The organism is Roseovarius sp. S88 (assembly GCF_037023735.1).
GTDB classification, from domain to species: domain Bacteria; phylum Pseudomonadota; class Alphaproteobacteria; order Rhodobacterales; family Rhodobacteraceae; genus Roseovarius; species Roseovarius phycicola.
This window is the reverse complement of the sequence record NZ_CP146069.1, coordinates 1,187,168-1,207,168: the sequence shown is the minus strand read 5'-3', so window position 1 is coordinate 1,207,168 and position 20,001 is coordinate 1,187,168. Positions and strand designations below refer to the sequence as shown.

18 protein-coding genes are annotated in these 20,001 nt (G+C 57.8%); 8 read left to right on the top strand and 10 right to left on the bottom strand.

Annotated features, from left to right (window positions below; translation table 11 throughout):
• The first annotated feature begins 40 nt into the window (after window positions 1-40).
• The 3 genes from RZ517_RS06110 (at window position 41) to RZ517_RS06100 (ending at window position 4,870) form a co-directional block, all read left to right on the top strand.
• Complete coding sequence (locus RZ517_RS06110) at window positions 41-922, top strand: phytanoyl-CoA dioxygenase family protein (protein ID WP_338550582.1); 882 nt, start codon at window positions 41-43, stop codon at window positions 920-922.
• Complete coding sequence (locus tag RZ517_RS06105; protein WP_338550581.1) at window positions 919-1,542, top strand: HD domain-containing protein; 624 nt, start codon at window positions 919-921, stop codon at window positions 1,540-1,542. The genes RZ517_RS06110 and RZ517_RS06105 overlap by 4 nt, the downstream gene beginning before the upstream one ends.
• Before the next feature lie 277 nt (window positions 1,543-1,819).
• On the top strand, window positions 1,820-4,870 hold the full coding sequence (locus RZ517_RS06100) for a valine--tRNA ligase (RefSeq protein ID WP_338550580.1): 3,051 nt from the start codon (window positions 1,820-1,822) through the stop codon (window positions 4,868-4,870).
• A 143-nt stretch (window positions 4,871-5,013) separates the two neighbouring features.
• Here the strand turns inward: RZ517_RS06100 and RZ517_RS06095 are convergent, their stop codons facing one another.
• Window positions 5,014-5,802, bottom strand: coding sequence for a crotonase/enoyl-CoA hydratase family protein (locus RZ517_RS06095; protein WP_338550579.1), 789 nt, complete (start codon window positions 5,800-5,802; stop codon window positions 5,014-5,016).
• A 59-nt stretch (window positions 5,803-5,861) separates the two neighbouring features.
• The gene (locus RZ517_RS06090) at window positions 5,862-6,026 is read right to left on the bottom strand and encodes a Tat pathway signal protein (protein WP_338550578.1); all 165 of its coding nucleotides are present in this window, start codon (window positions 6,024-6,026) and stop codon (window positions 5,862-5,864) included.
• Between the two features lie 99 nt (window positions 6,027-6,125).
• Between RZ517_RS06090 and RZ517_RS06085 the strand changes: the two genes are divergently transcribed.
• Window positions 6,126-7,232: a pyridoxal phosphate-dependent aminotransferase gene (locus tag RZ517_RS06085; RefSeq protein WP_338550577.1), complete on the top strand. Its 1,107-nt coding sequence runs from the start codon at window positions 6,126-6,128 to the stop codon at window positions 7,230-7,232.
• A gap of 235 nt (window positions 7,233-7,467) precedes the next feature.
• Here RZ517_RS06085 and RZ517_RS06080 read toward each other — a convergent pair whose 3' ends face one another.
• Window positions 7,468-8,697, bottom strand: a complete 1,230-nt coding sequence (locus RZ517_RS06080; RefSeq protein WP_338550576.1) for a pyridoxal-phosphate-dependent aminotransferase family protein — start codon at window positions 8,695-8,697, stop codon at window positions 7,468-7,470.
• A gap of 111 nt (window positions 8,698-8,808) precedes the next feature.
• On the opposite strand from RZ517_RS06080, the gene RZ517_RS06075 reads away from it, so the two are divergent.
• Window positions 8,809-9,525, top strand: coding sequence for a tyrosine-protein phosphatase (locus RZ517_RS06075; protein ID WP_338550575.1), 717 nt, complete (start codon window positions 8,809-8,811; stop codon window positions 9,523-9,525).
• Window positions 9,526-9,528: 3 nt separating this feature from the next.
• Here the strand turns inward: RZ517_RS06075 and RZ517_RS06070 are convergent, their stop codons facing one another.
• The gene (locus RZ517_RS06070) at window positions 9,529-10,200 is read right to left on the bottom strand and encodes a TIGR04283 family arsenosugar biosynthesis glycosyltransferase (protein WP_338550574.1); all 672 of its coding nucleotides are present in this window, start codon (window positions 10,198-10,200) and stop codon (window positions 9,529-9,531) included.
• A 65-nt stretch (window positions 10,201-10,265) separates the two neighbouring features.
• Between RZ517_RS06070 and RZ517_RS06065 the strand changes: the two genes are divergently transcribed.
• The gene (locus RZ517_RS06065) at window positions 10,266-11,009 is read left to right on the top strand and encodes a YgfZ/GcvT domain-containing protein (RefSeq protein ID WP_338550573.1); all 744 of its coding nucleotides are present in this window, start codon (window positions 10,266-10,268) and stop codon (window positions 11,007-11,009) included.
• A 75-nt stretch (window positions 11,010-11,084) separates the two neighbouring features.
• Here the strand turns inward: RZ517_RS06065 and efp are convergent, their stop codons facing one another.
• The gene (gene efp, locus RZ517_RS06060; protein WP_338550572.1) at window positions 11,085-11,648 is read right to left on the bottom strand and encodes an elongation factor P; all 564 of its coding nucleotides are present in this window, start codon (window positions 11,646-11,648) and stop codon (window positions 11,085-11,087) included.
• A 218-nt stretch (window positions 11,649-11,866) separates the two neighbouring features.
• Between efp and RZ517_RS06055 the strand changes: the two genes are divergently transcribed.
• Entirely contained in the window at window positions 11,867-12,187 is a 321-nt protein-coding gene (locus RZ517_RS06055; protein WP_338550571.1) for a DUF6280 family protein, read from the top strand.
• A 63-nt stretch (window positions 12,188-12,250) separates the two neighbouring features.
• Here RZ517_RS06055 and RZ517_RS06050 read toward each other — a convergent pair whose 3' ends face one another.
• Window positions 12,251-12,835 (bottom strand): cobalamin biosynthesis protein CobQ, encoded by a 585-nt coding sequence (locus RZ517_RS06050; RefSeq protein ID WP_338550569.1) that lies wholly within the window; start codon window positions 12,833-12,835, stop codon window positions 12,251-12,253.
• 58 nt (window positions 12,836-12,893) lie between these two features.
• Between RZ517_RS06050 and RZ517_RS06045 the strand changes: the two genes are divergently transcribed.
• The gene (locus RZ517_RS06045; RefSeq protein ID WP_338550568.1) at window positions 12,894-14,354 is read left to right on the top strand and encodes a cobyric acid synthase; all 1,461 of its coding nucleotides are present in this window, start codon (window positions 12,894-12,896) and stop codon (window positions 14,352-14,354) included.
• On the opposite strand, the gene RZ517_RS06040 is transcribed toward RZ517_RS06045, so the two are convergent.
• The 4 genes from RZ517_RS06040 to RZ517_RS06025 form a co-directional block, all read right to left on the bottom strand.
• On the bottom strand, window positions 14,351-15,664 hold the full coding sequence (locus RZ517_RS06040) for a hypothetical protein (RefSeq protein WP_338550567.1): 1,314 nt from the start codon (window positions 15,662-15,664) through the stop codon (window positions 14,351-14,353). The two genes, RZ517_RS06045 and RZ517_RS06040, sit on opposite strands and share 4 nt — an antisense overlap.
• Before the next feature lie 76 nt (window positions 15,665-15,740).
• On the bottom strand, window positions 15,741-17,150 hold the full coding sequence (locus tag RZ517_RS06035) for a TolC family outer membrane protein (protein ID WP_338550566.1): 1,410 nt from the start codon (window positions 17,148-17,150) through the stop codon (window positions 15,741-15,743).
• Between the two features lie 26 nt (window positions 17,151-17,176).
• On the bottom strand, window positions 17,177-17,830 hold the full coding sequence (locus RZ517_RS06030; protein ID WP_338550565.1) for a protein-L-isoaspartate O-methyltransferase family protein: 654 nt from the start codon (window positions 17,828-17,830) through the stop codon (window positions 17,177-17,179).
• Window positions 17,831-18,014: 184 nt separating this feature from the next.
• Entirely contained in the window at window positions 18,015-19,994 is a 1,980-nt protein-coding gene (locus RZ517_RS06025; RefSeq protein WP_338550564.1) for a thiamine pyrophosphate-dependent enzyme, read from the bottom strand.
• Window positions 19,995-20,001 lie beyond the last annotated feature (7 nt).

Below are 20,001 nucleotides of genomic sequence, written 5' to 3'. Positions count from 1 at the left end.
ACGCTAGGCTATACTCAGCGCGAGGAGGAGGCGTTCCACTATGCTCGACATGACCCTGCTTCAAAATGGCCGTCTGAGTGAGGCGCAAATCGACCAATACTGGCGCGACGGTTTCCTGTGCCCCATCCCGGTGCTGGACGCGACCGAGGCCCAAAGCCTGCGCAAAGAACTAGAAACGCTGGAGGCCGACTGGCTCGACAATGGTTTGCCTTTGCCGCTCAATACCTACAAACGCATCAACTCCCACTGCGTGATCCCGATGGCGCATCAGATTGCAGCAGATGACCGGGTTTTGGATGTGATTGAGGGTCTGCTTGGCCCGGATATCCTGATCTGGAGCGTGGAGTTCTTCATCAAGGAACCAAACACAAAAGCCATTGTGTCCATGCATCAGGACCTGACCTATTGGGGCTTTGGCGCGGTGGATCAGCTGTGCACCGCTTGGATTGCGCTTAGCCCCGCCACGCGCCAATCGGGCTGCATGGATTTTGTGAAGGGCTCGCATAAGAACCCGATCCTCCCACATGACGACACCTATGATGACAACAACCTGCTGTCGCGCGGGCAAGAGATTCGCGTGGACGTGGCACCACAAGACAAGGTGGCCGCCGAATTGCAGCCGGGGCAGATGTCGCTGCATCACGGGCTGATGATTCATGGCTCTGGACCAAATGTGTCGAGTGACCGTCGCATTGCGGTCGCCATTCGCTACTGCACGCCGCAAATTGCGCAGGAAGTGGCTGCCAAGGATTATGCCATCCTTGCCCGCGGCGCGGACCGCACCGGCAACTTTATCAACTTTACCGCACCCCGCGCGCCCTTTACGCCAGAGAGCCTTGCGCTTTACGATGAGATCAGAAAAGCGCAAGCCGCTGCCTTGATGGACGGCGCTGAAGCGGACACGAAAGGGTTTTACGGATGATCGACAAAGTCAGCTTCACCCAGATGAAGGACGGCACGAAGGAAGATTACGAATTCCTGACCGCTCATGAAATTGACCACACCAAACACACCGCCCGCCGCCTGATGAAAGCGATGGTCGAGTTGGACGAAAGCCTGTCAGGCTATCAGGTCACACGCCTGGGTCATTCGGTGCAATCGGCCACCCGCGCCTGGCGGGATGGCGCGGATATCGACTGGGTTGTCGCCGCCCTTCTGCACGATATCGGTGACATCTACGCGCCCTACAATCACGATGAATACGCCGCCACGATCCTTAAACCCTTCGTGCGCGAACAATGCACCTGGGTGGTGGCCACCCATGGCGATTTTCAGATGGTCTATTACGGCCACCACCTCGACGGAGCAGATCCCAACAAACGCGACCGTCACGCCGGTCACCAATACTTCAACGATTGCGCCGAGTTCTGCGAACGCTGGGATCAGGCGAGCTTTGACCCCGACTACGACGACCTGCCACTCGAATTCTTCGCACCCATGGTCGAAAAGGTGTTCGCCCGACAGCCCTATGACCCCGACGTGATCCGATCAGGCGTACGCGAACCGCTGGTTGATGAAAAACGGGCCGCTGACCGCAACTGACGCGCTTTTCGGGTATTTTCAACAAGAAAGAAGCCCAGTCGAAGCGCCCCGACCCATGCGAGGTCCTGCGCTGCGGCCAGGCACAGGTGGGGCGGCTTCTTCCTTGTGCGGTCATCGGCTCCCCAGCCTGTACCGCCCGCATGTCCTACCAATCCATGGTTAAGAAAGCGTGTGCTGCTTCTTTCTTGTTCCAAATACCCCTCCCTGCCTCTTCCCCTTGCCCGGCCATTTGGGTATTCGAGCGTCAACGCAAAAGACGAGCACGAGGTCCCGCGACATGGGCATGGACAAGACATTCAATGCGGCCGAGGCCGAACCACGCCTGTCAAAGGCCTGGGAAGAGAGCGGCGCTTTCAAGGCCGGGGCAAATGCCAAGCCGGGGGCCGAGCCGTTTTCCATCATGATCCCACCGCCCAATGTGACGGGTTCGCTACATATGGGCCACGCGTTCAACAACACGCTGCAAGATATCCTTATCCGCTGGCACCGGATGCGGGGCTTCGACACGCTCTGGCAGCCGGGCACCGATCACGCGGGCATCGCCACGCAGATGGTGACTGAGCGCGACATGGCCGAGAATCAGGAACCTTCGCGCACGGAAATGGGGCGCGACGCCTTTGAAAAGCGCGTCTGGCAGCAGAAAATCAAATCGCGCGGCACCATCATCGGCCAGTTGAAACGCCTTGGTGCGTCCTGTGACTGGTCGCGCGAAGCCTTCACCATGTCTGGCGCCCCCTCGGCCCCCGAAGGCGAGGACGGCAATTTCCACGACGCGGTGATCAAGGTCTTTGTCGATATGTACAACAAGGGCCTCATCTATCGCGGCAAGCGGCTGGTCAATTGGGATCCGCATTTTGAAACCGCCATCTCGGACCTTGAGGTCGAGAATATTGAAGTGGCAGGCCACATGTGGCACTTCAAATACCCGCTCGCGGGCGGCGCGACCTACACCTATGTGGAAAAGGATGAAGACGGCAATATCACGCTGGAGGAAGAGCGCGACTATATCTCCATCGCCACCACGCGGCCTGAAACCATGCTCGGCGACGGGGCTGTGGCGGTTCATCCATCCGATGAGCGCTATGCGCCAATCGTCGGAAAACTCTGCGAAATTCCGGTGGGTCCGAAAGAGCATCGCCGCCTCATTCCCATCATCACGGATGAGTATCCCGACCCCAACTTCGGCTCGGGTGCTGTGAAAATCACCGGCGCGCATGACTTCAACGACTACGAGGTCGCCAAGCGCGGCGGCATCCCCATGTACCGCCTGATGGATACCAAAGGTGCCATGCGGGCCGATGGTGCGCCCTATGCCGAGGCGGCCCAGATCGCCATGGCTGTGGCCAAGGGCGAGCGCAGCTTGAGTGAGGCCGAGACAGACACCATCAACCTCGTCCCTGACGACCTGCGCGGCCTCGACCGGTTCGAGGCCCGCAAGTTGGTGGTCGACCAGATCACCAGCGAAGGTCTCGCCGTCATGACCGCCAACCCCGAATGGGAAAACGCCGACGCCGAAGGTAGGGTGGGGTTGCACCCCACCATCCCGATGGTCGAAGCGAAACCCATCATGCAGCCCTTCGGCGACCGCTCCAAGGTGGTGATCGAACCGATGCTGACCGACCAATGGTTTGTAGATACAGACAAAATCGTCGGCCCCGCCATCGAGGCGGTGAAATCCGGCGAGGTGACCATCATGCCGGAACAGGACCGCAAGGTCTATTTCAACTGGCTGGAAAACATCGAACCCTGGTGCATCTCCCGCCAGCTTTGGTGGGGACATCAGATTCCGGTTTGGTACGGGCCATCTAAAGAAGCCCTGGCGAACTACGATGGGCGTGACTTCGACAAAGAGTTTTTGCGCCCTGAATATTTCTGCGCACCAACTGCGGAGGAAGCCGTGGCCAAAGCGGAAGCGTATTACGCGGACGCTTTTCCCAATGTTCGAATATCAATTGCGAGCGACCTTCAAGATGCCGTTGTGCCAGGCGCTGGCGGCGACGGCCGTTTTGATCTTGCTATCTACCGCGACCCCGACGTGCTCGATACCTGGTTCTCCTCCGGTCTCTGGCCCATCGGCACGCTGGGCTGGCCCGAAGACACGCCCGAACTCAAAAAATACTTCCCCACCTCCGTCCTCGTCACCGGCTTTGACATCATTTTCTTCTGGGTCGCCCGGATGATGATGATGCAATACGCCGTCGTAGATCAAAAACCTTTCAACGACGTTTACGTCCACGCTCTTGTCCGCGACGAGAAGGGCAAGAAAATGTCCAAATCGCTGGGCAATGTCCTCGACCCGTTGGAGCTGATCGACGAATACGGTGCCGACGCCGTGCGCTTTACGCTCACCGCCATGGCCGCCATGGGCCGCGACTTGAAGCTCTCCACGCAACGTATTGCAGGATATCGGAATTTCGGCACCAAGCTCTGGAATGCCGCCCGTTTCGCCGAAATGAATGAGGCGGTTGGCAGCAGCGGTACAATTCCACAACCAAAAGCCACGGTAAACCGTTGGATTCTCGGCGAAACTGCGAAAATTCGCGGTGTCGTCGATTCCGCGCTCTCGCAATACCGCTTCAACGACGCCGCCAATGCGCTTTATGGTTTTGTCTGGGGCAAAGTCTGTGATTGGTATGTGGAATTCTCCAAACCCCTGCTTATGGATGGCGATGCGGCGACCAAGGCCGAGACGCAGGAAACAATGGCCTGGGTCATTGACCAATGCCTGATCCTGCTGCACCCGATCATGCCCTTCGTGACTGAAGAACTCTGGGGAACCCTTGGAAAACGCGAGAAAATGTTGATCCATGCCGATTGGCCGACCTATGGTGAAGAGCTGATTGATCCAGCGGCCGATGCCGAGATGAACTGGGCCATTTCGCTGATTGAAAGCGTTCGATCCGCGCGCGCGCAGGTGCATGTGCCCGTGGGTCTCAAGACGCCTTTGGTCGTCACCGCCATGTCCGACGCAGCACGTGCTGCCTGGACCAACAACGAGGTGATGATCCAGCGGCTGGCGCGTATTGAGGGTCTGACAGAGGTCGACACTTTCCCCAAGGGCTGCATCACCATTGCGGCCGAGGGCGCGAGCTTCGGTTTGCCGCTAGCAGATGTGATTGATGTGGCCGAGGAAAAGGCGCGGCTGGAGAAAACTCTCGGCAAGCTCGCCAAGGAACTCGGCGGTCTGCGGGGGCGGCTCAACAACCCGAAATTCGTCGAAAGCGCGCCTGATGAGGTGGTCAACGAGGCGCGCGAAAACCTTGCCATCAAGGAAGATGAAGAGGCCAAGCTGAAGGCCGCGCTTGAGCGGTTGAATGAGCTGGGCTGACCGGCTCTTTCATCGTTCCAAAAATACTCAAAACCAGCGCCGCGCCGGACAAAAGTGCGGCGTTTTCATTTCAGGCACACCGACATCCGCACCGACGTGATACCGACGCAATACCGACGTGATACCGACGTTGATTTTGGCCCTTACTCGAACTTTGGCGCGCGCCCCGCCATATTGGCGGCGATGACCTCCATTTGATGCGGTTTGCCGATGAGATCGGCCTGTTCCCGGCTCTCGGCCAAAAGCACCGCATCGTCCTCCGCGCCGCTTTCGGCCAAGCCAATCAGACGCTTGGCCGCGCGAATTGCCGATGGGGATTTCCCTGCAATTTCAGTGGCTAATTCCATCGCGCGCGCCTGCGCATCCATAGCAATCTCCGTCACCAGACCCCAGTCCAGCGCCTTCTGCGCCTCAATCGGGGTTGCCGTATAGGTCATCTGTCGGATCACATCCGACCGCGTCAGCCGAGGCAACAGAACCATGCCACCCATATCCGGAATGAGCCCCCATTTCATTTCCATGATCGCCAGCTTAACCTCTTGATCCGCAATCCGAATATCAGCCCCTAGCGCCAACTGAAACCCCGCGCCATAGCACACCCCGTGCAGGGCCGCGATCACCGGTACGGGCAGTTTGCGCCACACCATGGCGACCTCCTGAAACAGGTTGCCACAGCCATGGGTGCGCGGCATGACGAACGCCTCGGGATCCTGAGCGGCGAATTGGGCAAAACTCATCACGTCAAGCCCGGCGCAAAAGGCCTGCCCTTCGCCCGCGAGCACCACGGCGCGGATGTCATCGCGAGCGCTAAGCTCTTGACCTGCATTGACTATCGCTTCGGCCATCTTGATGTCCAAGGCATTGCGTTTGTCGGGCCGAGTCAGTGTAACCCGGGCGATATGGTCTTCGAATTCAACGGAAACGCGCGGCATAGGGACCTCCTTGGTTGCCCCCATGAAAGCGCAAGAGTGGCCCGCTGACCAGCGCGACGTCAGGGCACAACCCGCTCCACGGCGCGCATCATGCCCAAACCCTTGTCATAAACCAGCGTAAGAATACGCCGCCCGCCTGTGCGCGAGGCGATCATCGGCACGGCGCGTACGCCCCCGGCGGCGAGCGTCGCGGCAATGAAACTGCGGCGTGTCAAATTGGGCATATACTAGCCCTCCAGTTTTTGCGAACGAGTCGCATCTATGTTTGAATGCATGATTTTCAAGGGCTTGCGCGATGCAAACGGATAGCGTTATCTGCGGATATGTCCGGCCCGCGTTACACGAACCTGGTTGAATCCCTGCCCGCCACGGTGCCTTTCGTCGGCCCCGAAGAGCAGGAACGCAGCCGTGGTACGTCCTTTGCCGCGCGGCTTGGGGCCAATGAGAATGTCTTTGGACCCTCCCCCAAAGCCATCGCCGCAATGCAGGCGGCTACTGACGATGTCTGGATGTACGGCGATCCAACCAGCCATGATCTGCGCCAGGCATTGGCCAAGCATCACCGCGTGGGGATGGAAAATATCGTTGTGGGCGAAGGGATTGACGGGCTTCTGGGCTACCTCGTGCGGCTCATGATCGGGCCGGGTGATGCGGTGGTGACATCGGACGGGGCCTATCCCACGTTCAACTACCATGTGGCGGGGTTTGGTGGGGTGTTGCACAAGGTGCCTTATACAGACGACCGTGAGGATCCGTCCGCCCTGTTTACCAAAGCGAAAGAAGTTGGCGCGAAGCTTGTGTATCTCGCCAATCCGGACAATCCGATGGGCACCTGGCATGAAGGACCGGCGCTTGCCCGCGCGCAGGACGATTTGCCCGACGGCTGTTTGTTGGTACTGGATGAGGCCTATGTGGAGTTTGCGCCAGAAGGTACAGCACCGAACATTGCGATTGACGACCCCCGCGTTATTCGCATGCGCACCTTTTCCAAAGCCTACGGTATGGCCGGGGCGCGTGTCGGCTACGCCATGGCTGCTGCGGAGCTGATCCAGAGCTTTGACAAGATCCGCAACCATTTCGGGATGAACCGGGTGGCGCAGATCGGTGCGCTGGCGGCTTTGCAGGACGCCGAGTGGCTGGCAAAGACCTGTGCGGATGTGGCGGCAGCGCGGGACCGGATCGCTGAGATCGCTGCGTCAGAGGGGTTGCACACCCTGCCTTCGGCGACGAATTTCGTGGCTGTTGATTGTGGGAAGGACGGGGACTTTGCCCGACGCGTGCTTGCCTCGCTGGTGTCGCAAGGCATCTTTGTCCGAATGCCGTTTGTTGCGCCGCAGGATAGATGCATTCGCATCAGCTGTGGCCCAAACCACGACATGGACCTGCTGGCACAGGCGTTCCCGCGTGCCCTGTCAGACGCTCGAAAATAGCCGTTTCCACAGCAATATTGGAAATTTTATGCCGAACGCAGAAATTTTACCTGCAATTTGCGAAAGCTGCGATAAGCTTTGATCATGCGTGACCGTAACGTTTCAGAAGCCCCGAATTACACCAACGCTGCTCTTGTCATGGGCGCGGTGAATTTAATTTGGATATTCATGGTTTTATGGTCCGTCTTCGGCTTTCACATCGTGCTGGCTGTGGGATGGTTGATCAACTGGGCCATCACTCGGCTGCTTTTGCGTCGGGCATAGTCTTTGAGCCTTTGGCCAGCACACGGGCGGCGGCGTCAATACCTCCAACACCATGCGGGATGTTCAGAGCCTTTAGACCGGCTTCCATAGCCCCTAGTACGCCCAGAACCGCCTGACCGTTCACATGCCCCATGTGACCAATGCGAAACGCCCTGTCTGATCCAGGATCATCCGGCGTTTCCATGCCAAGCCCAATGCCCAGCGTCAGGCCCATCTCAGCCTCAAGCCATTGCCGCAGGCGTGTGCCGTTTTGCCCATCAAGCGAAAGCGACGTGACCGCCCGGCTGCGATGGTCTTGATTGGCGATGTTGAGCCGCAAAGGGCCATCCTGCGCCCAGATTTCACAGGCCGCCCATATGGCGTGGGCCAGCCGCTCATGCCGTGTCCAAACTGCGTCTAGCCCCTCTTCGGCGATCATGTCCAGCGCAGCGCGCAGACCAAAGATGTGGTGCGTCGGGGCGGTGCCCATGAAGTACTGGTAGAACATCTCAGGACGCGACCGCGGCACCCAATCCCAGTACCGGCTGACCCGGTCTATACGAATGCGCGCTTGAGCCGCCTTTTCATTGAAAAAGACATAGGCCAATCCGGGCGGGGTCATCAGGCCCTTTTGGCTGGCGGCCATTGTCACATCAACGCCCCATGCGTCCATTTCAAACCGGTCACAGGCCAGCGATGCGATACAATCAGCAAATAGCAACGCCGGATGGCCCGCGGCGTCCATGGCGGCGCGAATGGCCGGTATGTCGTTGCGAACGGATGTAGAGGTATCCACGTGGCAGACCATCACTGCTTTGATGTCATGGGATTTATCCTCCCGGAGCGCCGTCTCGACACGGTCGGGATCCACAGGGCTTTGCCGCCCGAAATCAAGCACGTCGAATGCGATCCCCAGCCCTTCGGCCATCTCGGACCACGAATAGGCAAACCGGCCTGTCGCCAGGAAAAGCACTTTGTCACCCGGTTGCAGCGTATTGGCCATTGCGGCTTCCCAGCCCGCATGGCCGTTGCCGATATAAATGGCCGCCTGCCCCTTGGTGCGGGCAACGGCGCGCAGGTCATCGACAAGCGGTGGGATCGAGTCAACCAAGGCGCCAGAATAGATATCGGGTGCAGGGCGATGCATCGCCTGAAGCACGCGGTCCGGCATGATCGAAGGTCCGGGAATTGCAAGATAGGGCCGTCCGCCTGCGCCGTTCATGAGGCACTCCTTGTGGTCGCGACCGAGAGCTTACTGTGATGCCATCTGCCGTCAATTCCCCAATGCTCTTGGTCTGTCCTAACGCTTGTGCTTGTGCGCCCTGCACCCTAAATGGGACCGACGGATCCGGTGGGGCGCAATCACGTGAAGCTTTTCAAACGCATATCGGAGTGGGAAGCGAATTTGCGCGCCTCCTACAACACGGATTTGTCCACCCCTGAAAACCGCCGGCGGGCGCAGATTTACAACCTGTGGTTTGATCATGCGATCCTGCGTGGAATCTGGACAAACTTCTTTGAAATCGCGCCGGGGGTGTATCGCTCAAATCACCCCACTCGGAAGCGGTTTGAACGCATGAAAGCCGATGGTATCAAGTCCGTTTTGAACCTGCGCGGTGATTATCCTTCGGCGCATTACCTTGTGGAAGAAGAAACCTGTCGTGAACTGGGTTTCAATCTGACCTCCGTCAGCATGCAGGCCCGCCATGCGCCACCAGCCGAAGATATTCTGAAGCTGATCGGGCATTTTCGATCCATCGAGAAACCCTTTGTGATGCATTGCAAATCAGGTGCGGACCGCGCCGGGTTTGCCTCGGCGCTTTATCTTCTTGTGATTGAAGGCCGTCCCATGGAGGAGGCGCGCAAGATGCTGGGGTTGAAGTATCTGCATGTCAAACAGTCCAAGACCGGTGTACTGGACCACATTCTGGATGTGTATGAGACACGCAACGCCAAAGACCCCATTGGCGTCGAGGATTGGCTGCGCACGGAGTACAATCATCTGGAAATGCAAGCGGACTATCAGGCCAAGTATAAGCCCTGGTTCTGAGATTTAGTAGCGGCGCGCCAGGTTTTCAGGATTGGCACCGCATAAGTACCTGAGCAGCAGACCCAAATTGCGCCTGCCCCGCCGCAGCCAGCCATCGCGCTCGTAGCGCTCAGCGCTCGTGGTGACGGACAGCGGCAAGAGCGTAATCCGCTTTGTCAGGGCACGCGTCATGGCGACATCTTCCATAAGCGGGATGTCTTCGAAGCCGCCCGCCAAGTCATAGTCTTTGCGGGACACCAAAAGACCCTGATCGCCGTAGGGCAAAGAAAACACACGACTTCGCAGATTGGCCCAACCTGCCACCACCTTGTGCATCAGACCAACGCCATCGAACTTCAATCGAAAGGCGGCAGGTGCGCCTGTGGAAATGTGTGCAATAACGGCGTCTGCCCAGCCGACAGGCAAAACGCTATCGGCATGCAGGAAGAGAAGCCACTCCCCTTCCGCCACCTCAGCCCCGCGGCGCAGCTGGCCGCCGCGAGAGGCCGGGCCGGTCAGGAAAACAGCGCCTGCCGCATCTGCAATCTGCTTCGTTGCATCATCAGATCCGCCATCAGATAGAATGAGCTGACGGATCAGCCCTACCTGCAAGCCCTCAGCGAGAGATGGCAAAGATCTCTCAAGCCCTGATGCAGCGTTCAGAGTCGGAATGATGACCGAGAGCTTGGCGCGCATGAGAATTCCTCTGTTACACGTCGTCTTTCTGCCTATATGTCACGAAAGGATCAATGAGAGGGCCTATGACACGCAGCATTTACCGGATCAGTGGTGCCGACAGGCTGAGCTTTCTGCAAGGCTTGATCACCAATGACATCGCCAAGCTGGATCAGGGGCTGGTTTATGCGGCGATTTTAACGCCACAGGGGAAATACCTCGCTGACTTCTTTTTGGTGCCAGAAAAGGAGGCCGTGCTGTTGGATGTGGACGCGTCGATTGCGGAGGGAGTGGCGCAGCGGCTCAACATGTACAAGCTGCGCGCCGATGTGGCGATTGAGGAAACAGGTTTGAGCGTAAAGCGCGGAACGAGCAACATGCCAGAAGGAGCCTTCGCCGATCCGCGCCATGACGCCATGGGCTGGCGTTCCTATGGTGAAAGTAGCGGTGATGACAGCACCGATTTTGACGCCATCCGGGTGGCGCATTGTATTCCGGAGACGGGCGTTGAGCTGACGCCGGACACCTATATCCTCGAGGCAGGTTTTGAGCGCCTGAACGGCGTAGATTTTCGCAAAGGCTGTTATGTTGGTCAGGAAGTGACCGCTCGTATGAAACACAAGACCGAGCTGCGTAAAGGACTGGCTCGGGTCGGCGTTTCGGGTAAAGCGCCGGTTGGCACCGAAATCGCCGCGAATGGCAAAGCGGCTGGAACGCTTTTCACGCAATCAGGGGCGCATGGGATTGCGTATTTGCGGTTTGATCGAGCAACTGAGTCGATGATCGCAGGAGGCGCGACAGTCAGCTATCCAGTTTCCACAGCTGAATGACGTTGCGTAAGCGGTCCTCCGCCGACGATATTCGTGCCTGACATTCGCTAGTTAGAGCAGCAATAGACCGCAAGATCAGGCGCGTTCGGAGTATTCCATTGTCTCTGTGTTAACGATGATATCTTCGTCCTGCCCGACGAAAGGCGGCACCATGACTTTGACGCCATTGTCGAGGATCGCAGGTTTGAAGCTGTTGGCCGCTGTTTGGCCTTTTACGACCGGTTCGGTCTCAACCACGCGGCAGGTTACCTTTTGTGGCAAAGTGGCGTTGAGCGCTTCGCTTTCGTAAAACTCTACGATGATTGTCATGCCATCCTGAAGGAACGGACGGCGGTCGCCCAAAAGCTCGGCTGGCAACTCGATTTGCTCATAAGTCTCTGAATCCATGAAGACAAGCATGCCATCGCTCTCGTAGAGAAACTGCTGATCTTTCTGTTCCAGGCGCACGCGCTCGACCTTGTCGGCGCTTCTGAAGCGCTCGTTCAACTTAGAGCCATTGCGCAGATTGCGCATCTCGACCTGTGCAAAGGCACCGCCCTTGCCGGGCTTGACGTGGTCGACTTTTACAGCACTCCAGAGCGCATCATTGTGCTCCAGAACATTGCCTGGGCGAATCTCATTTCCGTTAATTTTGGGCATCGGGCAAAACCATGACAAAAGGTTGATCGATATTTGATCCTCCCTATATCTAGCTGTGCGACAGGTGGCAAGACGACGAGATATCGTGCTGCACCTGCAGAAAGCCATGCGAAAAATGCATGGCTGTTATGCATTCAGGGGCTATCCGAATCGAAGAAAACCCGCCATAAACGTCGCTACGCCGAAAAGACAATAATAAAGAAAAACAAGGACGAAACATGAGAGATTTCGTTGACGGCTCCGCGTTCAATGCCGAACAAGGCAATCGCGCCCGTAAACTCTTTGCAGCCGTGGTGTTGGCTGCGCTGGACGATGCCATTGCAGACGACAAGAAGTACGGCAATGGCCCGGAACAGATCGCTCGTTGGGCGCGGTCGCGCGACGGACGGGAGGTTTTGTCATGCGCGGGGATCGACCCCAATGAGCGCGTGGTCTCCGGCCTGATGGAGTTCGTCTCCAAGGGTGTCCGTACGTCTGTCGCGCTGTCTCGTGAAGAGAGCGAACGCCGCAATGCGGCTGCACAGGCAGAAGCTGCGTAGGCTTTTCCGATCAATTTGCTGCTCAAAAGGCCCTGTCAGTTCTGGCAGGGCTTTTTGCTTGGTTCAGACCGCATCACTGGCGAAGATAAACATCCAGATAAAGACCGGGAATAGTTGCAGCACAGCCAGCGCTCCGATCAACAGGCGAGATCGCAGGCTGGAGAAGCGCAGCATCAGGATCACGCAGAAAAGCGCAGAAAGCGCCATTTCAATCGGACCCACGATGGTGGCGTGATGTGCGCGGTCCCAATAGCTGATGGGGCTTTGAAAGACCCAGTCGCTGATGGGCCAGAAATGCGGGCGTCCATCATCGTGGTGCAATGGGAAATCCAGCGCCAGATGCATAAGCCCGGAGGCGGCAAAGACCATGCCATTGCGCGCTTGATACCACCAAGCCAAGGCAAACCCCGCACCCCAAACAAGGAAAGAATTGTCGACCTTGAACACCTGCTGCCAGGCATCCGAAAAATAGAGCGTGTTGAAAACATAGTTGGGGCTAAGCCCGAGAACATACAGCGAAGTCGCGGCCATCAGATAGAGCGACAGATCCGGTGCCAAAGCCCCGGCCATAGCCGCAAAAGTGCGCTTTCGATCATAGGGGCGTGCAAAGGCCGCAGTCGCAAAAATCACATGGGCGGGCGTGTTCATGGCTTTCCAAGATGTGGCACGAGTTATACCTGTTACGCGGGTACTATGAGGTCAGGCCATGGCACAGTCCATCATGATTCAGGGGGCAGGCTCAAACGTCGGCAAGTCGATGGTCGTGGCTGGGCTGGCGCGCGCATATACACGCCGCGGTCTGTCAGTGGCCCCGTTCAAACCGCAGAACATGTCCAACAATGCCGCTGTGACCGTGGATGGCGGTGAGATCGGGCGTGCGCAGGCTTTGCAGGCGTGGGCCTGTGGGCGGGATGCGCATACGGATATGAACCCCGTTTTGCTGAAACCTGAGTCAGAGATCGGCGCGCAGGTGGTGGTCCAGGGTCAGCGTTTCGATACTTTGCGCGCGCGTGACTATGCCAAGGTGAAACCCAAGCTGCTGCCGCCAGTTCTGGAGAGTTTCACGCGGCTTTGCGACACGGCTGATCTTGTTCTGGTGGAGGGGGCCGGCAGTCCGGCTGAGATCAACCTGCGCGCCGGGGACGTTGCCAATATGGGGTTTGCTGAGGCCGCTGGCGTGCCTGTTGTGCTGGTAGGTGACATTGACCGGGGCGGTGTCATTGCCCAGCTTGTGGGCACACAGGTTATTTTGCCCGAAGAAGACGCGGATCGGATCAAAGCATTTGCGGTCAACAAGTTCCGGGGGGATGTCCGGCTATTTGACGAGGGTCTGAGTGAGATTGCCGCGCGGACCGGTTGGCCTTCGCTTGGCGTAATCCCATGGTTTGCGGATGCGTGGCGGCTCCCTGCCGAGGATGTGATGGATATCCGGTCTTCGACCGGCGGAGCGCTGCGGGTGGTTGTGCCAAGGCTGAGCCGGATTGCCAATTTCGATGACCTTGACCCGCTTTCCTCTGAACCAAGCGTCAGTGTCGAAATCGTTGAGCCGGGGCGCGCCTTGCCGGGAGATGCAGATCTTGTGCTCATACCCGGCAGCAAATCCACCATTGGCGATCTTGCGGATTTTCGCGCCAACGGGTGGGATGTGGACCTTAAGGCGCATATTCGGCGCGGCGGGCATGTTCTGGGCATTTGCGGCGGGTATCAGATGTTAGGTCAGGAGATTGCTGACCCAGAGGGCATTGAAGGACCGCCCGGCGCGGTTCGCGGCTTGGGTTTTCTTGATGTGAAAACGGTGATGCATCCGGAGAAACGCCTGGCGCTGACAGACGCGAGATATTCGACCACAGGTGACATGGTAAAGGGCTATGAGATTCACATTGGAAAAACCACTGGTCCCGACACAGCACGGGCCTGGCTGGAGGTCGGAGATCGCACAGAGGGTGCAGCGTCTTCGGATGGTCGCGTGCGGGGATGTTACCTGCATGGGCTTTTTGCCTCGGACGCGTTCCGTGCTGCGTATCTACGGGAGTTGGGTGGTGCATCTGATCTTCAATATGGCGAGCAGGTCGAGAACACGCTCGATGCGCTGGCCAACCATCTGGAGACCCATATGAACCTGGATTTGTTGCTCAGTTTGGCGGAAACACCGCAAACGCGGACCTAGTCGTATTCCTGCCCCATCATGGCCCGATGAATTTCGCGACGCACCAATTTGCGCACGTTGCGCGTGATGCGTTCGCCAAGTGCCCCTTGCAATTCCTGACGCACAATCTCGCTGACCAGATCGCGCAATGTGTTTTCGTCAATGACCATGTCCTCGGAATACCAAGCTGCGTCTGCTGCCGCTTCTGCCGCACTCTCGGTGATAGCGTCGGATACAATCTCTGTCACATCGTCCGTCAGCGCCACGTCTGCAAGGTTCAGCGGCTCAGGTTGGGGGTCGGGGCTGAGCTCTTCGACAGGTGCATGCACAGTGTCTTCGGAAGGGGGCTCAGATGAAGGCTCGGTCGTTTCATCCAGAACAACCGCTTCTTCGATCGCCTCTACGTCTTCGGGGCTCACTTCCTCGACTTCATCCTCGGGCGCGACCTCGTCCTCGTCTTCACCGTGATCTTCCCAGGGCAAAGGATCGACTTGTCCACCGGCGTAATCATCTTGTTCTGCGGCGTCTGGATCCCATTGTTCGGATCGCGCGGCCACTGCGGCCTCTACTTCGGCGATCCGTGCCTCCAGCTCATTGGCGGCTGGCTCTTTGGCTGGCTCTGGTTCGGGTGCCGACATGTCGTCCTGAAGGTCTTCTTCTGTCCAGTCGTCTGCCTCTTCGGTCTGAGATGTCGCAGCAAGCTCGGCATCCAAATCGTCGTCCTGCAACGCGTCCTCGGGCCAGGTTTCGTCCTCTGACTCTGACGTTTCAGGAACAGCCTCGCTGGCAACGTCGTCGGTCATCCACGCCTTTGTCTTAACTTCTTGACGCAGCCGAACGAAATCTGAACCTTCTTCAGGTGCTTTCAGAGGGTCATCGCCCTCTCCGAGCGACTCATGGCCGTCATAGTCGTCGTCCTGATGCTCTGCGTCTTCTTGCTCTTCTGCAAGGTGTGATGCATCTGATTCGTGTTGATCTGCAGGGGTGGCCTGCTCATCAACGGTGTCGTCGGACTGTTCCTCTTCGTTCACGCGAAGGGACGGTGTCAGAACCAGCTTTACACCTGTCGTCCCAAGCTCAAGCCCCTTGGCGGCATTGTCGGACGCATCTTCGGCTTCCGCATAAACGGTGACATCCGGCGTATCTGCCGGGTCAATCTGGGTGTCCAGGGATGCATCGTTTTCTATGTCCTGGTCATCGTCATGGGACACTTGGCTCTGAGGTTCGACTTTGACACCAAGGCCCGTTTCGCCTCGATGATTCACAGATACGAGTCGACGAATGGAGGACAGAACGTCCTCGATTTCCGCATTAGAGACGGGATCAGACATGCTCAATTACCAATCTTGCCTGAGCGCAGTGTATCCCCAGCGGGAAAATCACACAATAACCCAAACCCTTCGTATTTTATTCTTTGCCCAAGGCTCGCAGCACGCGATCGAGCTTTTGACCTTGGGGGCTAATCGGCACTGGAGCGTCCTTGACCAAATTGTAGTACGCCGCCGGATCATAGAGCTGCACATCGAGATTGAGATCCTTGGCCGTGAGTTGCCCCAAAGAGGCCAGCACGGAATAGGCGGCAACCACGACATCGGCTTCTGCCGCAATCATGTTGGCACGCGCGTCGAGCAGTTCTTGTTCGGCATCAAGCACGTCCAGTGTTGTTCGCGCGCCGAGTGCGGCCTCTTCACGCACCCCGCGAAATGCCACGTCCGCGGCGCGCACCTGTTCGCGGCTAGAGCGGCGCTGGGCCTGTGCGGCACGCAAGATCGCGTAGGCATTTCCCACATCCTGAACAATGCGGTGGCGCACTTCGTGCAGGTTGCCACGGCTGGCATCGCGCTGTGCCATTGCCTGACGTTTGAGCGAGCTGATGCGACCACCTTGATAGATTGGCCCCGTAACCTGAACGCCAAAGCTTCCAGTTCGACTGAAGTCATCACCACCGATTTCTTCGCCTGCCGCGACATTACCAAAAAGGCTTGTCCGTGGTTTGGTTGCTGCATCCGCCGCTGAGACGTTCAACTCAGCAGCCGCAACCTGGCGCTGTGCCTGCAGAATATCCGGGTGATTGCGCACGGCGATCTGCGCCGAGGCGTCAATATCACCAGACAGGTTGGGCAATTGACGTGGCGGCTGCAGGGCACCGGGTCGACGGCCAACCGCTGCGCGGAACTCTTCGATGGACTGCGCCAGATCACCTTCTGCTGCGGCAAATTCACTGCGAGCGGCGGCAAGGCGTGCTTCGGCTTGCGCCACGTCAGTGCGCGTCACCTCGCCCACTTCAAAGCGGTCTTGGGCGGCGCGCAATTCCTGACGCAGCAGTTGCAGGTTGTTGTTCCGCAGGGCGACAAATTCCTGGTTCCGACGCACGTCCTGAAAGGCCGCGACTGCGCGCAGCAAAACCTGTTGCTCAACACTGCGCAGCGCCTCGCGGGTTGCCAGCACAGTCTCTTTTGCTGACTCAAGTTGAAAACGTGTCTGACCGCCATCAAACAACAGAAGTTCCAGGGAAATGCCGACATTCACGTCCTGGTTCGACAGACCGGAGGTCCCAAAACCATTTCGCGTTTGGCCAAAAGTTCGTGTGATATCAGCGCTGTAGTTGATGATCGGACGCAGAGCAGCCAATATCTGCGCGGCATCTTCATCCGCGGCACGCAAGAGCGCGCGGTTTTGATCCAAAAGCCCTGAGTGTTCATATGCGCTCACCAGGGTTTCCGCGAGGGTTTCGGCCCGCAGCAATCCGCTGGTTGAAAGTGTGATCGCGATGCCGATGCTGGCTGATCTAAGCCAGTTTTTTATTCTTGGTTGCATGCTCTGCCTCCCGTGTGAACCTTTTGTCACAAGGTGAAAGCGGCGTGGCGTTCAAAGCCTGCTAGGACAGGCGCACCTGCGTTGAACGCGAACCGCCAGTTGATGTCTCCGTCAATCTTGTAGCCAATGCGAACAGCACCCAAAGTCTGTTCAGCAAAAAGGCAGCCAATGCGCCCACCCTCTTTCAGTTGATCTGTGATCGATTGCGGCACCTGTTCAACCGCGCCCTGGACAACGATCACATCGTAGGGCCCATGCTCTGCAGCGCCTTCGGTCAGTGCGCCATGGTGGAGCACAACGTTGTCGGCCCCCTGGTCTGATAGGATTGTCTGTGCCTCGGTTGCGCGGGTTTCGTCATCTTCAACCGCGATCACAGCTTCGGCCATGCGTGCGATGACGGCGGAGGAATATCCAAGCCCTGCGCCGAGATCGAGCACCAGTTCATCATTCTGAATGTCGAGCGCATCCAAAAGCTTGGCCAATGTGCGGGGCTCCAGCATCACGCGCCCGCCGCCCAGATCAATGTTTTCGCCGACATAAGCCGCCTCGCGCAGCGCATCAGGGACAAACGCTTCGCGCGGGACAGACAGCATGGCCTCGATTACAGGAAACTTCGTAACATCCGAAGGCCGGATTTGAGTATCAACCATCATGGTTCTGCGGGTTGCGAAATCAGTCATTGGTGGGTCTCTGAACCGTATTCAACTTGCGGTTTGTTCTGACACATCGCAGCTTGAGCGACAATGGCTATCTAGATCGCGGGCGACAGGCTTTGGTCAGCTATGGTTTGTTTACAATGATTAATTCTTGGATAACCACGCATAGGCGCGGCAGCATTCACTGAGAAGAATACACTATTCCTGCCTAAACCAACTCCGCATCTGTCATGAATTCGACCAACGCCGGGCCGTCAGCCGCCAGGGCCTCCTTGAGCACTGGTGCAATCTGATCGGCTTCGGTGACCTTTTCGCCGATACCGCCGCAGAGCCGTGCAAAGGCGGAAAAAGGCGGGTTCACCAAGTCCGTCTCCCACACCGGCCATTCCCCAGCGCGTTGTTCTTTGGAAATTTTGCCCAACTGACCGTTATGCAGGAGAAGATGGGTGATGTTCATGCCGTATTTCACGGCTGTGGTGAACTCCATCGGGTACTGACCAAAGCCGCCATCGCCGGAAATCGAAATGACCTTGCGCCCTTTGAGGGCGTCAAAATCCTGCGCCGCGGCCCAGGCACCCAATGCTGCGGGAAGACCAAAGCCGATAGAGCCAAGATAGCCAGACATAAGAACGCGTTGTGTGCCTTTGGTTTCCAGATAGCGGCCAAAGGAATAGGTGTTGTTGCCCACATCCACAGCAAAGATTGCGTCATCAGGTGCAAGTTCCGAAAGCGCCTTGAACACCGCCGCGGAATGCAGGCCGGTGCCGTGATCCTCTGTCAGGCGCATGGTCTTTTCATCCCGCCAGATGCGCCAGCGGTCGGCCAGTTCGTTGACCTGATCAACGGCTTTGGTGTTCGGTTTGACGCGGATAGCCATGGAGTCGCAAAAAACACCGACCTCTCCCCAGACGGGAAGGTCAACCGGGTGAAATTTACCCAATTGCATCCGGTCATAGTCGACCTGAATGATCGACTTGGAGGGTTCAATTCCCGAATGATTTGAGAAGCTTGCGCCCAGAGCTATGATAAGATCAGTTTCATTCATAAACCAGCTGGCAATGGGCGTGCCTGACCGGCCCAGAACGCCTGCGGCATTTGGATGATCATCGGGGATCAGGCCTTTGGCCTTGAACGTGGTCAGCACTGGCGCACCAAGTTTCTCAGCCAATGCAATGATTTTTTCGCGCGCATCAAAGGCACCGTGGCCGACAATGATTATGGGCCGTTTGGCGGCATTGATCTTGTCCGTTGCAGCGTCAAGGTCGGATGCAGATGGTGTCACATCCACGCGGCTGATACGGCCCTCGGGATGGCTTGCAGGCTTGTCGGAGGGCACGGTTTGCACGTCATCGGGGAAGATGAGATGCGCGACATCTTGATTGATGATGGCGTTTTTGCAGGCCAGTGCGGCCAACTCAACGGCGTTGGCCCCGCCCAAGACCGGTTGTGAAAAGCGGGACACAGCGGCAAAGGCAGACGCCAGATCAATGTCCTGAAATGCACCGGGGCCAAGCACCTGGGTCTGCACCTGCCCCGTCAGCGCCAGCACGGGGGCGCGATCCACCTTGGCGTCCCACATTCCGGTCAGAAGGTTGGTGGCTCCAGGACCTGCAATGGTCAGGCACCCTGCGGGCATGCCCGTGAGCTTGCCGTAAGCAGAGGCGGCGAAAGCTGCGGCTCCTTCGTGGCGGATGCCATAGTATTTGAGATCTTTGCTGCCCACCTTGAGCCGGATGGCTTCGGCGAGGCCAAGGTTGGAATGCCCCACCATGCCAAAAACAGACTTCAGTCCCCAGTTCACAAAGGTTTCGACCATCGCGTCACTGATTGTGCGCGGGGCCTCTGGTTCCGGCTCCAACCCTACAAAAATCTCTCCATCACGCACGTCAATCGGAAACATCTTTTGTCCGGTGTCTTCGTGCCCGCCGGGAGGTTTACCGGTCAGCGGATCAAAATCCCAGCCATGCCAGGGGCAGCGCACCCAGCATTGGTCATCCACGCCTTTTTCGATGGAGCCTTCGCCAAGAGGTCCATTCTGATGCGGGCAGCGGTTGTCCATCGCCGCCCATTGTCCGTCGAAATGCACCAGACAGATCGAGGTGGTGCGTGCCGTGACAGTTTTCACGCGGCCTTCGGGCAAGTCCTCGACATAGCCCACGGAAATCCAGTCAAGTGCTTCATTGGCCATGTCTTTT

What these genes read in the sequence shown, in the direction of transcription:
- RZ517_RS06070 (WP_338550574.1), bottom strand. Translation starts at nt 10,200, where the DNA reads ATGCGCGCCAAGCTCTCGGTCATCATTCCGACTCTGAACGCTGCATCA.
- RZ517_RS06095 (WP_338550579.1), bottom strand. Translation starts at nt 5,802, where the DNA reads ATGCCGCGCGTTTCCGTTGAATTCGAAGACCATATCGCCCGGGTTACA.
- RZ517_RS06045 (WP_338550568.1), top strand. Translation starts at nt 12,894, where the DNA reads ATGGCACAGTCCATCATGATTCAGGGGGCAGGCTCAAACGTCGGCAAG.
- RZ517_RS06090 (WP_338550578.1), bottom strand. Translation starts at nt 6,026, where the DNA reads ATGCCCAATTTGACACGCCGCAGTTTCATTGCCGCGACGCTCGCCGCC.
- RZ517_RS06075 (WP_338550575.1), top strand. Translation starts at nt 8,809, where the DNA reads ATGGGACCGACGGATCCGGTGGGGCGCAATCACGTGAAGCTTTTCAAA.
- RZ517_RS06050 (WP_338550569.1), bottom strand. Translation starts at nt 12,835, where the DNA reads ATGAACACGCCCGCCCATGTGATTTTTGCGACTGCGGCCTTTGCACGC.
- RZ517_RS06025 (WP_338550564.1), bottom strand. Translation starts at nt 19,994, where the DNA reads ATGGCCAATGAAGCACTTGACTGGATTTCCGTGGGCTATGTCGAGGAC.
- RZ517_RS06055 (WP_338550571.1), top strand. Translation starts at nt 11,867, where the DNA reads ATGAGAGATTTCGTTGACGGCTCCGCGTTCAATGCCGAACAAGGCAAT.
- RZ517_RS06065 (WP_338550573.1), top strand. Translation starts at nt 10,266, where the DNA reads ATGACACGCAGCATTTACCGGATCAGTGGTGCCGACAGGCTGAGCTTT.
- RZ517_RS06100 (WP_338550580.1), top strand. Translation starts at nt 1,820, where the DNA reads ATGGGCATGGACAAGACATTCAATGCGGCCGAGGCCGAACCACGCCTG.
- RZ517_RS06035 (WP_338550566.1), bottom strand. Translation starts at nt 17,150, where the DNA reads ATGCAACCAAGAATAAAAAACTGGCTTAGATCAGCCAGCATCGGCATC.
- efp (WP_338550572.1), bottom strand. Translation starts at nt 11,648, where the DNA reads ATGCCCAAAATTAACGGAAATGAGATTCGCCCAGGCAATGTTCTGGAG.
- RZ517_RS06110 (WP_338550582.1), top strand. Translation starts at nt 41, where the DNA reads ATGCTCGACATGACCCTGCTTCAAAATGGCCGTCTGAGTGAGGCGCAA.
- RZ517_RS06040 (WP_338550567.1), bottom strand. Translation starts at nt 15,664, where the DNA reads ATGTCTGATCCCGTCTCTAATGCGGAAATCGAGGACGTTCTGTCCTCC.
- RZ517_RS06080 (WP_338550576.1), bottom strand. Translation starts at nt 8,697, where the DNA reads ATGAACGGCGCAGGCGGACGGCCCTATCTTGCAATTCCCGGACCTTCG.
- RZ517_RS06105 (WP_338550581.1), top strand. Translation starts at nt 919, where the DNA reads ATGATCGACAAAGTCAGCTTCACCCAGATGAAGGACGGCACGAAGGAA.
- RZ517_RS06085 (WP_338550577.1), top strand. Translation starts at nt 6,126, where the DNA reads ATGTCCGGCCCGCGTTACACGAACCTGGTTGAATCCCTGCCCGCCACG.
- RZ517_RS06030 (WP_338550565.1), bottom strand. Translation starts at nt 17,830, where the DNA reads ATGACTGATTTCGCAACCCGCAGAACCATGATGGTTGATACTCAAATC.